The following is a 13,014-nucleotide window of genomic DNA, read 5'->3' as shown; positions in this document are numbered from 1 at the left end:
TCTTGACGGCGGCAAGCCACGGCAGTCAGTTCGAGTGTTATCTCCGGGAGGAATTTTGAATGCTGAAATCCTTCGAACATATCGGCATGACGGTAAGCGACATCGACCGTGCCGTCGCCTTTTATTGCGACCTGCTCGGGCTTCGGCTGCATCTGCGCAAGACGATGCCGGACGGCTCGCACGTTGCTTTTCTCGATGCCGGCGGCGGCATGCTGGAAATCTTCGCGCCCGCGAGCGGTGCCGTGCGGGCAACCGACGTGCCGGAAGGCGCGGCCGGTCTCCGCCATCTGACATTTCTGTTCGGCAGCGTCGATGAAACCTTCGCAAAGCTCGAAGCGGCCGGCGTCGAGATGAAGGAGCGCCCGCGTCACGCTTACAATTCCGAAGTTCTGCACAAGGTTGCTTTCCTGCGCGATCCCGACGGCATCCTCATCGAGCTTGCTGAGCGGATGGGTTGAGGCAGCGGGTTTCGTGGCTGCTTCGGAAGGCGGAATTTAGAGAAGATCTGAAATGGCGCATTTGCAAAGAATTTCTGGTCAAATTCGCGGGCTGAAGTAACAACTCCGTAAGCGAAATCTGGCAACCTCCAACCCGATATTTTTTCTCGTTTTAGCTGGGTGTCATGTTTCGCAATAAGGAAGATTGGATCAGCCAGCGCGCCTATGCCATCTGGGAGGCGGAGGGACGCCCCTATGGGAGCGATGCGGAAAACTGGCGGCAGGCGGCGGCCGAGTTTGAACAGCTCGAAATGACAAAGGCGTCCAGCGATGGCACTGACCTGATCGAGATGCTGCGCGCCACCGGGCGTCTTATGCGCACTTGCGACGATGACGCGGCCCGCGGCGACCTGAAGCAGGCCCGCACGATCGCCAAGCGCTAGCGATACCAGCGCGTATTTCGGGAACAAATCCCTATCCCTCGCGTTTTGTGGAGTTCGGTTTGCACTCCGGGAGGGTCATATCGGCAATGCGAGCCATCAGCCTGCTCTCGACGATCCTTACCCTCTTCATCATTTTCGGTCTCGCATTCTTCTTTCTTGCCTGGCGCCCAGAAATCAAGCCTCGGAACCCGTCGGAGAACGCGCGCTTCGATGACGCGCTGATCGCCAAGGGAGCAAGCCTCGCGGCGGTCGGAAACTGTATCGCCTGTCATACGGTCCCGGAAAAGGAAGCTTTCTCCGGGGGACTTAAACTCCCGACGCCTTTCGGGAACATCTATTCGACGAACATCACGCCGGATGATGAAACCGGCATCGGGCGCTGGGGCGAAGCTGCCTTCCAGCGCGCCATGCGCGAAGGGGTGGATCGGGAAGGCAATCACCTTTATCCGGCTTTCCCTTACGATCACTTTACCCGCGTCACCGATGAGGACAACAAAGCACTCTATGCCTTCCTGATGACGCGTACGCCGATCAAGGCAACGGCACCGGAAAATGAGTTGCCGTTCCTGCTCCATGTGCGGCCGATCCTTGCCGGCTGGAAGCTGCTCTTCTTCACCAAGGGAGCTTTCGCGCCCGATCCGCAGAAAAGCGGCGAATGGAACCGCGGTGCCTATCTTGCGGAAGGCCTCGGCCATTGCGGCGCCTGCCATACGCCGCGAAACGCCCTCGGCGCCGAGGATCGCAGCAGACACCTCGGAGGCGGTGAGGCGGAAGGCTGGCAGGCTTATGCAATCAATGCCGAAAGCCCGTCGCCGATCCCGTGGGACAAGGAGTCGCTCGCCTTTTATCTTCGCCACGGCTACCACGTGTTCCACGGTGTTTCGCGTGGTCCGATGGCGGAAGTCACGGGCAATCTCGGTGCGCTTCCCGATAGCGATATTAACGCGATCGCAGTCTATGTCGCCTCGATTATGGGCGAGCCGGCTCCCGAGCGTGTGCAGAAGGCCGAGCAGCTGAAGAAACAGTTCGTCCCGGACCAGGACGGGATGCTTACTGCGTCGATCGATGAGAACAGAGCCTCGGCCGACCTTGCCGCGCATCCGGGTGCCGCCATCTATGGTGCGGCTTGTGCCACCTGTCATGAGTCCGGCCGCGCGGCGCCGTTTGGCGGGTTGAACTTCAATCTCAGCACCGCCGTCAATGCCGCCAACCCGCAGAACATCGTCAATATCGTGCTTTTCGGCCTGTCGCCTGCCGATGGTCAGACAAGTGCTGTGATGCCCGGCTTTGCTGGCGCATTGAACGACCGGCAGGTCGTCGATCTGCTGGATTTCATGCGCCGGCGCTTCACGACACGCGACGCCTGGCTCGATCTGCAGCAGCTCGTCAGCCGCACACGTTCCGGCGAGTATTTCGTCGCCGTCCGCCCCTCGGAAGGAATTGAGAGAGCGCCGTCCAATGTCGGCGCGAAGGAGGCGAAATGACAACGCTCAACGTCAACGGACAAATCCATGAAGTCGCCAGCGAGCCCGACACGCCACTGCTTTATGTGCTTCGCAACGATCTTGAACTCAACGCCGCGAAATTCGGCTGCGGCCTCGGCCAATGCGGAGCCTGCACCGTCGTGGTTGATGGTCAGGCCGTGCTTTCCTGTGTGACGCCGCTCGTCGTCGTCGAAGGCAAGGAAATCGTGACCGTAGAGGGGCTTGGAACGGCCGAAAAACCCGGCCCGCTGCCGGCGGCCTTCATCGAGAAACAGGCGGTGCAATGCGGCTTTTGCATTCCCGGCATGATGATGAGCGCAGCAGCGCTGCTGAAGAAGAATACTAAACCGACCGACGAGGAAATCCGGTCGGCGTTACGCACCAATCTCTGTCGCTGCGGCACGCATATGCGCATCCTTGCCGCCATCAGGCGGGCTAGCGAATTGATGGAAGCTGCCGGGCTTCCGGCTGCCGATGGGAGTGCAGGATGATGGATATTCTTACCAAGCATGAAATCACCCGGCGCGGCCTGCTTGCCGGCACAGGAGCACTCGTTGTCAGCTTCTCTGCAATCCGCGCGCTGGCGCAGGATACGCCGGCTGCGGCGCCCGAAAAACCCAAGCTGCCGGGCAGCCTGGACGACGACCGCTATCTCGATAGCTGGATAAGGATCGATTCTGACGGCAAGATCACGGTATTCACAGGCAAAGCCGAGCTTGGGCAAGGTATCCGCACGCCGCTGATCCAGGTCGCCGCCGAGGAACTGGAAGTCGAGCCCGGCGACATCACGCTCGTGACAGCCGATACCGGACGCACGCCTGACGAAGGCTTTACGGCCGGCAGCCAGTCGATGCAGAACAGCGGCACCGCAATCCGCAATGCCGCCGCGCAGGTTCGCGAACTGCTGATTGCCGGGGCGGCGCGGCGCTTTAACGTGCCGCCTGAACAGCTCAAGGCGGAAAAGAAAAGCGTTTCGGCTCCGGACGGCAGATCGGTGACCTATGGCGAACTGGTCACGGGCCAGTTCCTGCATCTCGAAGCCCAGCCGCAATCGAAGCTGAAACCGCCGGACGCGCTGAGCATCATCGGCCGCGATGTGCCGCGCATCGACATTCCCGGCAAGGTCACCGGTGCGGTGGCCTATGTGCAGGATTTGCGCCTCGAAGGCATGGTGCACGCGCGCGTCATACGCCCGCCGAGCTACGGCGCGGTGCTGAAAGACATCGATTCCACTGCGGCCGCTGCCATGGCCGGTATCATTTCCGTCATCCGTGATGGCAGTTTCCTTGCCGTCGTGGCGGAGAAAGAATGGCAGGCGGTGAAGGCGATGCGCGCCATCGAAAGGGCGGCCCATTGGGACGAGCCCGCGACGCTTCCTGACCAGACCGATCTGGCCGCCGTTCTCGTCGCCCTGGAAAGGGATGTCGGAACCGTGGCGGAATCCGGCAATCCGAGCTTCCTGGACGGCGCGATCTATGAGGCAACCTTCACGCGCCCTTATCAGATGCACGGTTCGATCGGCCCCTCCTGTGCGGTGGCGCTTCTAAAGGCCGAGGGCAACCTCGATATCTGGTCTCACACCCAGGGCGTTTTCCCCGATCGTACGGCGATCGCGCAAATGCTTGCCCTGTCGGAAGACAAGGTGCGGGTCATCCATATGGAAGGCTCCGGCTGCTACGGGCACAATGGCGCGGACGACGCGGCAGCCGACGCAGCACTCATCGCCATGAAAATTCCCGGTCGCCCGGTACGCGTTCAGTGGATGCGCGAGCAGGAACACACGTGGGAACCTTACGGGCCTGGCATGGTGTCAAAGGTTCGGGCATCGCTTGATGCAAACGGCAGGATCGACAACTGGACCTATGATCTGTGGAGCAATACGCACAGCACGCGCCCCGGCGATGCCGGCGCGCTGCTTGCCGGCCGCACCAAGGAGCGGCCAACGCCTCAAAAGCCGCCGAAACTTAGTATCAATCCCAACGGCAGCGGCGATCGGAATGCCGATCCTCTCTACGCGATCCCGAACCGCAGGGTGCTTTGGCATTTCATGCCTGATATGCCGCTCCGGGTTTCGGCGCTGCGCGGCTTGGGTGCCTATGCCAATGTCTTCTCGATCGAAAGCACCATGGACGAACTGGCGATCGCCGCCAGGGCCGATCCTGTCGAATTCCGCCTGCGTCACCTGGAAGATGATCGCGCCAGCGATGTCGTGAAGCTCGCGGCCGAGAAATTCGGCTGGGGAAGGGGCGAAGTGCCACAGGGCCATGGCCGCGGCTTTGCTTTCGCACGCTACAAGAACCACGCCGCCTATCTGGCGGTCGCCATGGAAGCGAAGGTCGAGCGCGAAACCGGGCGCGTGCAGGTGCTGCGCGCCGTCGCCGCCATCGACAGCGGCCAGGCCGTCAATCCCGACGGCATCCGCAACCAAACGGAGGGCGGCATCTTGCAATCGATCAGTTGGACGCTTTACGAAGCCGTCACCTTCGATCGCACGCGCATTACCAGCACCGATTGGTCGAGCTATCCGATGCTGCGCTTTGCAAGCGTTCCAGAAAGTGTCGAAGTGCATATTATCGACCGGCCCGGTCAGCCTTTCCTCGGTACAGGCGAGGCGGCGCAAGGACCGGCTTGTGCGGCAGTCGCCAACGCGATCCGCAACGCGACCGGAAAGCGGCTGGTCGATCTGCCGCTATCGCGCAAGAGGGTGAAGGAAGCGATAGGTCTCGGCTGAATCTGTTAGTCGGCTCATAAACCTGGATGGAAGGGCTCCGGGCGACAGCGGCAACAGCCTGCATCCAGCGGCGCTGAACTTCGGCAATCGCCTTGCCTACGGGCAAAGGAGCATGAATGCAGGTTGCTCTAGGGGGGTGAAGATTTCGGCCGCACAGATATCTCCACGATAGCCAAATCTCAAGCTAGAACAAAAAAACTAACGCCGCCCGCGCTTCCTGCAGGCAGAGCCCCTTAAAGGCCCTGTTCCAGTGCCAGCGCGCGGTCGTGACGTGCCCGATTTTGCTGCCTCTGCGGCGCCTCAGCCGTCCCTGTCGCTGAAATTCTCAGCCCCTCATGGCGGCGGAACCCGGCTCGGTGCGTCGCGGCGATATCGTGGTTGCAGGCTTTGGCCGGAACCGCACCAAGACCTCCTGCCCATCCGCCGAGGCGCGTGTCCGCTCCAGTTCATCGTACTCGCGGGTGGCTTGTGCCCAGTGCTCGGCGTTGCGGCCATGTTCACGGCCGCATCCCTCCCAGAGTGCATAAGCCCGTTTGGCGATCCATTCGTCTCTGTTTTGGTGGTTCATCGTATCGTCCCTTTTATTTTAGTGCATCGAAGCCGCCTCGGAAGATTGCGTCTCTCCGAGCATTTCAAGAAGATGGTTGCGGGCGCGGTTCACCCGGCTCTTGATGGTGCCCACCTCACAGTCGCAGATCGCAGCCGCTTCCTCGTAACTCGTGCCGCTCGCCACGAGCATCAATGCACTGCGATGAGATGCGCCGAGTTTGTCGATCGCCGCCTGCACGTCACGGGCTCTCAGCGACCAGTCCTGCGTCGATTTGACCGGCACCTGGCATTCGGTGAGGTCGCCGATGCAGCCGACCGGTTCGCGCTTGCGGCGTTTGTAGCTGCTACAATAAGTGTTGCGCATAATGGTGAAGAGCCAGGATTTCAGGCTCGTACCGTCCTGGAACTGCTCGATATGGCAAAGCGCCTTCGAAACCGTCTCCTGAACGAGATCCTCAGCGTCGTTTTCGACGCGCTCGAAACGCCGCGCAAAGGCTCTAAGCGCCGGAAGAAGCGAGATAATTTCTGACTGCGCGCTGCAATTTAAAACGTCCGGCATGGCATCCTCCTTCTATGGAGGACTTAATGTCCTCGCGCTCCGTGTGTTCCCGATAAAATTCGTGAGCACGTGCACATTTGATGTCGTCAAGCATTTCTACGAGCTTGTCGGATCGAGCCCGCCGGCAGCTTCAACGCACCGGCCGGCGCCGTCTTCATCGACACCGGCGATGTCCATTCCACGGATAGCTCACCGCCTCCTACTCCATCACCTCTGCCGACAACCGCCTGCGGCACGTGCACCCGCTGGCCCCTCGACATCGCAGGTTCTTGCCGCCTGAATTACCGTCCTTTTGGTCGATGGAGGCTGGGCTCAGCTGTAGAGCTGCATTTGCCCGACGTGCCGTCCAGCTGTTGGCATCGTGAGCATTGTGACGTTGCTCCCAAGTTGGAACTTTTCTCGGGAACGTTGAAACCTATAGCGTGCCAAGGCGTTAGCACCCGACTTGCATGGAGGTCTTCCATGAAGAAGATCGTCGCTGCCGTCCTTCTTCTCATCCTTGTCGCGGGCGGGTGGATATTCGCTTTTGAGCGTGAATCCGCAACCGTCCCGATCGAGCAAGGTTACGGTGCCTCACCCGCGCTGCCCGCGCCGAACCCGACATTGATCCCGACGGTCAATGTCGCGGAAGCAGCAGGCTGGCCAGATGGCGCCACGCCGATAGCCGCGGATGGGCTGAAGGTTCAGGCCTTCGCCAAGGACCTAGACCACCCGCGCTGGATCCATGTCCTGCCGAACGGCGATGTCCTGATTGCCGAAAGCAACAGGCCGCCAAATACCGATAAGACCGGTTTCAGCGCCCGTGATTGGATTGGGGGGCTGATGATGAGCAAAGCCGGAGCGGAGATGCCGAGTGCAAACCGCATTACCCTGCTTCGCGACGCCGATAGCGATGGTGTAGCCGAGATGCGGGCGGCTTTCCTGAAGGGTCTCAACTCACCCTTCGGCATGGCGCATTCCAACGGCATCCTTTACGTTGCCAATACCGATGCGGTCATGGCTTTTCTCTATAAGGATGGTGAAACGGAAATCACCACCCCAGGCGAGAAGATCGCCGATCTGCCCGCAGGTCCGATCAATCGTCACTGGACCAAGGATCTCATCGCCAGTCCCGATGGCACCAAGCTCTATGCCACCGTTGGCTCCAACAGCAATGTCGGAGAAAACGGCAGGGAAGCCGAAAAGAACCGTGCCGCGATCCTCGAAATCGATCTTGCCTCAACGGCCGTTCGCGTCTTCGCAGGCGGCTTGCGCAATCCGAATGGTCTTGCCTGGCAGCCGCGGACCGGCGCGCTGTGGGTTGCGGTCAACGAACGCGATGAGCTCGGCAGCGATCTCGTGCCCGACTACATGACCGCGGCGAAGGATGGCGGTTTCTACGGCTGGCCCTACAGCTATTTCGGGCAGCATGTCGATAGCCGGGTTAAGCCGCAGAATCCCGATCTCGTCGCCAAGGCGATCGTTCCGGATTACGCCCTTGGTCCGCATACCGCCTCACTCGGTCTCACCTTCAATACGAGCAATCTGTTTGGCCCGGATTATGTCGGCGGCGCCTTCGTCGGCCAGCATGGCTCCTGGAACCGCAAGCCCCGCAGCGGCTACAAAGTGATTTTCGTGCCTTTCGCCGACGGCAAGCCATCTGGGCCGCCGCGAGATATCCTGACGGGTTTCGTCGGTTCTGACGACAAAGCCTTTGGCCGCCCTGTCGGCGTTGCAATCGATATCAAGGGCGCGCTGCTCGTTGCCGACGACGTCGGCAACACCATATGGCGGGTCTCACCGGCTTCGGCACAGTGATAAGACCAATCCGCACGAACACATGGAAGCGTCAAAACAAAAATAGCCGACGCAAAGGGTGCAGCCCTGCTTTCATTGTCGGCGCTTTGCCCCTATTTTGAGGCATTGCTGTCAATATCATAGGCTTCTTTTGTTTCTGGAAATCACAATCGTTGTGCTGCTCACGATCTTGAACGGTGTGCTCGCAATGTCCGAACTTGCCGTCGTTTCCTCGCGTCCCGCGCGTCTCAGGGTGCTAGCCGATCAGGGAAGCCGAGGGGCAGCCCAAGCTATCAAACTCGCCGAACATCCCGGACGCTTTCTCTCAACCGTTCAGATCGGGATTACACTTGTCGGCGTTCTCTCGGGTGCCTTTTCGGGCGCCACGCTTGGCGGCCGTCTCTCTGCCTGGTTGGGCGCACAGGGCGTTTCCTCTGCCGTCTCCGATGCGCTTGGCGTCGGCACGGTGGTCGTTGCCATCACCTATCTTTCGCTCATTGTCGGCGAACTGGTGCCGAAGCAGATTGCCCTGCGCGAACCGGAAGCGGTCGCCAGCAAGGTGGCCCCGGCCATGGCTGTACTTTCCAAGATTGCTTTGCCGCTCGTCTGGCTTCTCGATGCCTCCGGTAAGCTTGTGCTTTCGTTACTTGGGCAATCCGGAAAAGGCAGCGATGGCGTGACAGACGCGGAAATCAAGACCGTGCTCGCCGAGGCGCAGAGTGCCGGCGTGATCGAGAGCCAGGAATCGGCAATGATCTCCGGCGTCATGCGCCTTGCGGACCGCACGGCGAGAGCCTTGATGACCCCGCGCCGCGACGTCGAAGTCATCGATATCGAAGACAGCCTTGAGGAAACGCGAAAGCAGTTGCACCAGACGCGCCGCTCGCGCTTGCCCGTGCGCCGCAACAGCTCCGACGAGGTGCTCGGCGTACTCTTCGTGAAAGACTTCTATGATGCGCTGCACACACATGGTCATGCCGATATCCAGTCCCTTGCCCATGACGTTCCTGTGATCTCGGATCTTTCGACGGCAACCCATGTCATCCAAGCAATCCGTAAATCGCCGGTCCACATGGTTCTCGTCTATGACGAATACGGCCATTTCGAGGGTATCGTTTCGTCCGGCGACATCATGGAAGCGATCATGGGCGCGCTGCAGGAAGGACCTGCTGATGAGCAGGCAATCGTTCGCCGCGCCGACGGTTCTTATCTTGTTTCCGGCTGGACGCCGATCGACGAGTTCGCGGAATTCATGAGCTTCAAGCTGGAGGATAACATTGAATTCCAGACCGTCGCCGGCCTTGTGCTGGAAGAGTTGAAACACCTGCCGGACCTTGGCGAAAGCTTCGTGAAGGATGGCTGGCGCTTCGAGATCATCGATCTTGACGGCCGCCGCGTCGACAAGATCCTCGTTTCGCGGGAGCTTTCCCAAGGTGAAGAGCGCACGGCATAGTCCGCCCGCCGCATGTGGAAATCTTTACCCGGCTCTTCGAACATCTTCCGGTTTGGCAAAAACGCAGCTACGCTCGTGTTTCCTGAATGTGGGAATACGAGCCTGATGAGGCAGATGCAAAGACTGATCGCAAAGCCAGTCGCGATCACTATCGTCCTGTTTGCCCGCGCAATCACGGCGGTGCGTGCGATCTGGGCGGGCGAAGGTCTGCCACCGCGGCGCTGCATCTATTTTGCCAATCATTCGAGCCATGGCGATTTCATTCTGATCTGGGCGGTCTTGCCGCCGCGCCTGCGCAGGCGCGCAAGGCCTGTGGCCGGGGCCGACTACTGGTTGAAATCGCCGCTCACCACTTTCATTGGCCGCGAAGTCTTCAATGCCGTGCTGATCGAGCGTGACCGTGAAAAGCGCACGCAGGACCCGATCGAGCAGATGGTCGCCGCAATCGATGCCGGCTCGTCGCTGATCCTGTTTCCAGAAGGCACGCGCAACCAGACCGACGAGCCGCTTCTGCCCTTCAGGAGCGGCATCTTCCACCTCGCCTCGGCGCGCGCCGGCATCGATCTCGTGCCCGTCTGGATCAACAATCTCAACCGCGTGATGCCGAAAGGCGAGATCGTGCCAATCCCTCTGATCTGCACCGTCACGTTCGGCAATCCGATACGGCTTGAACCCGGCGAGACCAAGGATGGCTTCCTGGGAAGGGCAAGGGCAGCCTTGATTTCCCTTTCTCCGAAACATTCAGGCGGCAGCGAATGAACGACGCGCGCTCCGATCTCATCACGCTGGTGCTCGGCATTTTCGCCGTGCTGATCGTTGCCTCGCTGGTCGGCTATGTCCTGCATCGGCGTCTCTCGCCGGACGGCTCGAACAGTGCCGTCGAAAACCTGAATGCCCGCATCAAGGCCTGGTGGATCATGGCGATCTTCATCGGTATCGCCTTTCTGGCGGGCCGCGCGGGCGTCATCGTTCTTTTCGCCTTCTGCTCCTTTGCAGCGCTTCGAGAATTCATCACGCTGACGAACACCAAGCGGGCCGATCACTGGGCGCTTGCCTCGGCGTTCTTCGTGGTTCTACCCATTCAATATTATCTTCTGTGGGCGGAAGAATACGGGATCTATTCGATCTTCGTACCGGTTTATGCGTTCCTGCTGATGCCGATCATTTCCGTGCTTCGGGGAGACACCGAACGCTTCCTCATCCGCATTGCCGAGGTTCAGTGGGCTTTGATGATCTGCGTCTTCTGCGCGTCGCACGTGCCGGCGCTGCTGACGCTGAATATTCCCGGCTACGAGGGCCGCAACGTTCTTTTGATCGCATTTCTGGTCATCGTCGTGCAGCTTAGCGACGTCTTGCAGTATGTCTGGGGCAAACTTTTCGGGCGAACGAGAATCGCCCCGAAACTCTCGCCGTCGAAAACCGTCGAGGGCTTCGCAGGCGGCGTCGCCAGTGCAACGCTGATCGGGGCGTCGCTCTGGTGGATCACACCGTTTACGCCATTGCAGGCAGGCGTGCTTTCGCTGGTCATCACTCTAATGGGCTTCTTCGGCGGCCTGGTGATGTCGGCTATCAAGCGTGACCGGGGTGTCAAGGATTGGGGCAATCTCATCGAGGGTCATGGCGGCCTAATCGACAGGCTCGATTCCGTGGTCTTTTCGGCACCAATCTTCTTTCACCTCGTCCGCTACTGGTGGTCGCTGACATGAGTGGCTGGATCGGACGGCTTGGGCGCAGCAGCGCCGTGCATGTATCGTTCGCCTTTCTCGCGATGGGCAGCTGGGCAATCTTCGCCAATAGCGCTCATCCGCTGCCGCGCATGCTGCTTGCCGGGTTTGTTCAGGGTGCGCTTTCTGCCTGCCTCACCATGTTCTTGAAATCGGCGGTCGAAAGCCTCTCGAAGCGCTTCTCAGGTTCTGCTGACTTCATTGCCCCTCCTCTGATCGCCTGCCTCGGCTCGGCAAGCATTCTCATTGTCATCCATACACTCAGCGGAACACCCGAAATATTAAGAACCGTTGCGGTGCCGCTTGCCGTCTCCACCAGCTATGCAGCGATATACAACTATTCCATTGCGATCGCGAAAGGTAAGTGATGACCGACACTGAAGACCGCCGGCCACTGAACAGCCGGAACAGCTGGTGGGCAAAGGCGATCGCGCAGAAGATCGCGGCAAGATCCATCACGCCGAACCAGATTTCGCAGGCAAGCATCGCTGCCGCTGCGATCGCCGGTCTCCTGTTCTTTCTTGCCGGACGCGACGCCGGCTACTCGCGCATGGGTCTTCTCGCGTTCGCAGCGCTCTCTTGCCAGGCGAGACTGCTCTGCAATCTCTTTGACGGCATGGTGGCGGTCGAAGGGGGCAAGGCGGAAGCCGACGGTGCCTTCTGGAATGAATTTCCAGATCGCGCCGCCGACATACTGATCTTTGCTGGCATCGGGCTCGGCATCGGCTATCCGGGCCTTGGCTGGGCGGCTGCAGCCTTCGCAGTGCTGACGGCCTATGTCCGTGAGCTTGGGCGGGCGACGGGTCATGGCAGCGATTTCTCCGGCCCTATGGCGAAGCAGCACCGCATGGCGGTCGTCACTGTGGCTGCTGTTGTCTCGATCTGCGAGCCTTACTGGGGTCTGCAAAACCATGTCCTTTGGCTTGCGCTTTGGGTCGTCCTTGCCGGTGCCGCCGCGACCGCGGGCCGGCGCAGCCTGCGCCTGATCCGGTCCATGAAACACCCGCTCTGACAGGGCTCCGGGCGGCGGACGATAGCCGCTGCCGCTCGAAATTGTCATCCTCACAATCCCACTCTTGCGGCGTGTCAGGGGCTCCTTCATCAGTAGGCGATCGAGCCGGAGATCCGCCATGCCCGAACTTCCAGGTCTGCTTGCCTTTGCCCTGATCGCTCTCGGCATGGTGCTGACGCCCGGCCCGAACATGATCTATCTCGTATCGCGCTCGATCTGCCAGGGACCGACTGCCGGATTGATCTCGCTTGGCGGCGTGGCACTCGGTTTCGTCGTCTACATGCTATCGGCAGCGCTCGGCATCACGGCATTGGTCTTCGCCGTGCCGCTCGCTTATGATGCGCTTCGGCTGGCAGGCGCCGCCTATCTTGCCTGGCTTGCCTGGAATGCATTAAAGCCCAGCGGCCGCTCAGCCTTTCAGGTTCGCGACCTGCCGCGCGATACCAATCTCAAGCTCTTCGCCATGGGCTTCGTCACCAGCTTGCTCAATCCGAAGATCGCCATCCTTTATCTCTCGCTTCTGCCGCAATTCGTAAACCCGCAGGTCGGAAGCGTCTTTCTGCAATCGATCGTTTTCGGTTTTACGCAAATCGCAATCAGCGTCAGCGTCAACGCACTGATCGCCCTTTCTGCCGGAACCATTGCACTCTTTCTCGGCGAGCGGCCGGTCTGGATGCGGGCGCAGCGCATGCTAATGGCAACCGTGCTTGGAGGACTTGCTGTTCGCATGGCGCTAGAATCGCGCCGCTAACAACCTGCAAAGCTCATCCTGAGCTTGACATCGGTGCTGTTAAAGCAGAAGCCGCACACGGCCCCTTGTCCGGCGGCTGTTCCAAGGAATGTCGA

Annotated in this window: 14 protein-coding genes; 12 read left to right on the top strand and 2 right to left on the bottom strand. The window is 60.2% G+C overall.

The window, feature by feature from the left end; all coding sequences use genetic code 11:
• The first annotated feature begins 59 nt into the window (after positions 1–59).
• From ACZ9BX_RS24545 to ACZ9BX_RS24525, 5 genes are all read left to right on the top strand, one after another.
• Positions 60–458 (top strand): VOC family protein, encoded by a 399-nt coding sequence (locus ACZ9BX_RS24545; RefSeq protein WP_476220679.1) that lies wholly within the window; start codon positions 60–62, stop codon positions 456–458.
• Positions 459–622: 164 nt separating this feature from the next.
• The gene (locus tag ACZ9BX_RS24540; protein WP_476220677.1) at positions 623–880 is read left to right on the top strand and encodes a DUF2934 domain-containing protein; all 258 of its coding nucleotides are present in this window, start codon (positions 623–625) and stop codon (positions 878–880) included.
• Between the two features lie 86 nt (positions 881–966).
• Positions 967–2,364: a c-type cytochrome gene (locus ACZ9BX_RS24535; RefSeq protein WP_476220676.1), complete on the top strand. Its 1,398-nt coding sequence runs from the start codon at positions 967–969 to the stop codon at positions 2,362–2,364.
• Positions 2,361–2,855 (top strand): (2Fe-2S)-binding protein, encoded by a 495-nt coding sequence (locus ACZ9BX_RS24530; protein WP_476220675.1) that lies wholly within the window; start codon positions 2,361–2,363, stop codon positions 2,853–2,855. Before ACZ9BX_RS24535 ends, ACZ9BX_RS24530 begins: the two co-directional genes overlap by 4 nt.
• Positions 2,852–5,095: a xanthine dehydrogenase family protein molybdopterin-binding subunit gene (locus tag ACZ9BX_RS24525; RefSeq protein ID WP_476220674.1), complete on the top strand. Its 2,244-nt coding sequence runs from the start codon at positions 2,852–2,854 to the stop codon at positions 5,093–5,095. The genes ACZ9BX_RS24530 and ACZ9BX_RS24525 overlap by 4 nt, the downstream gene beginning before the upstream one ends.
• A 325-nt stretch (positions 5,096–5,420) precedes the next feature.
• Here ACZ9BX_RS24525 and ACZ9BX_RS24520 read toward each other — a convergent pair whose 3' ends face one another.
• Complete coding sequence (locus ACZ9BX_RS24520; RefSeq protein ID WP_476220672.1) at positions 5,421–5,663, bottom strand: DUF2934 domain-containing protein; 243 nt, start codon at positions 5,661–5,663, stop codon at positions 5,421–5,423.
• An 18-nt stretch (positions 5,664–5,681) separates the two neighbouring features.
• The gene (locus ACZ9BX_RS24515; RefSeq protein WP_476220671.1) at positions 5,682–6,203 is read right to left on the bottom strand and encodes a sigma-70 family RNA polymerase sigma factor; all 522 of its coding nucleotides are present in this window, start codon (positions 6,201–6,203) and stop codon (positions 5,682–5,684) included.
• Between the two features lie 462 nt (positions 6,204–6,665).
• Here ACZ9BX_RS24515 and ACZ9BX_RS24510 point away from each other — a divergent pair, with 462 nt between their 5' ends.
• The 7 genes from ACZ9BX_RS24510 to ACZ9BX_RS24480 all read left to right on the top strand — a co-directional run bounded on the left by ACZ9BX_RS24510 (position 6,666) and on the right by ACZ9BX_RS24480 (position 12,919).
• On the top strand, positions 6,666–8,000 hold the full coding sequence (locus tag ACZ9BX_RS24510; protein WP_476220670.1) for a PQQ-dependent sugar dehydrogenase: 1,335 nt from the start codon (positions 6,666–6,668) through the stop codon (positions 7,998–8,000).
• 130 nt (positions 8,001–8,130) lie between these two features.
• Positions 8,131–9,432 (top strand): hemolysin family protein, encoded by a 1,302-nt coding sequence (locus tag ACZ9BX_RS24505; protein ID WP_476220669.1) that lies wholly within the window; start codon positions 8,131–8,133, stop codon positions 9,430–9,432.
• 114 nt (positions 9,433–9,546) lie between these two features.
• Positions 9,547–10,191: a lysophospholipid acyltransferase family protein gene (locus tag ACZ9BX_RS24500; RefSeq protein WP_100770577.1), complete on the top strand. Its 645-nt coding sequence runs from the start codon at positions 9,547–9,549 to the stop codon at positions 10,189–10,191.
• Positions 10,188–11,138: a phosphatidate cytidylyltransferase gene (locus tag ACZ9BX_RS24495; RefSeq protein WP_476220666.1), complete on the top strand. Its 951-nt coding sequence runs from the start codon at positions 10,188–10,190 to the stop codon at positions 11,136–11,138. The genes ACZ9BX_RS24500 and ACZ9BX_RS24495 overlap by 4 nt, the downstream gene beginning before the upstream one ends.
• Complete coding sequence (locus ACZ9BX_RS24490; protein ID WP_476220664.1) at positions 11,135–11,524, top strand: hypothetical protein; 390 nt, start codon at positions 11,135–11,137, stop codon at positions 11,522–11,524. Before ACZ9BX_RS24495 ends, ACZ9BX_RS24490 begins: the two co-directional genes overlap by 4 nt.
• Positions 11,524–12,168, top strand: coding sequence for a CDP-alcohol phosphatidyltransferase family protein (locus tag ACZ9BX_RS24485; protein ID WP_476220663.1), 645 nt, complete (start codon positions 11,524–11,526; stop codon positions 12,166–12,168). The genes ACZ9BX_RS24490 and ACZ9BX_RS24485 overlap by 1 nt, the downstream gene beginning before the upstream one ends.
• A 118-nt stretch (positions 12,169–12,286) precedes the next feature.
• Positions 12,287–12,919 (top strand): LysE family translocator, encoded by a 633-nt coding sequence (locus tag ACZ9BX_RS24480; protein WP_476220661.1) that lies wholly within the window; start codon positions 12,287–12,289, stop codon positions 12,917–12,919.
• Positions 12,920–13,014 lie beyond the last annotated feature (95 nt).

It is taken from the genome of Rhizobium sp. USDA 3886 (assembly GCF_056279785.1).
Note: the sequence above shows the minus strand (reverse complement) of the source record. Positions and strands in the feature narration are given on the sequence as shown.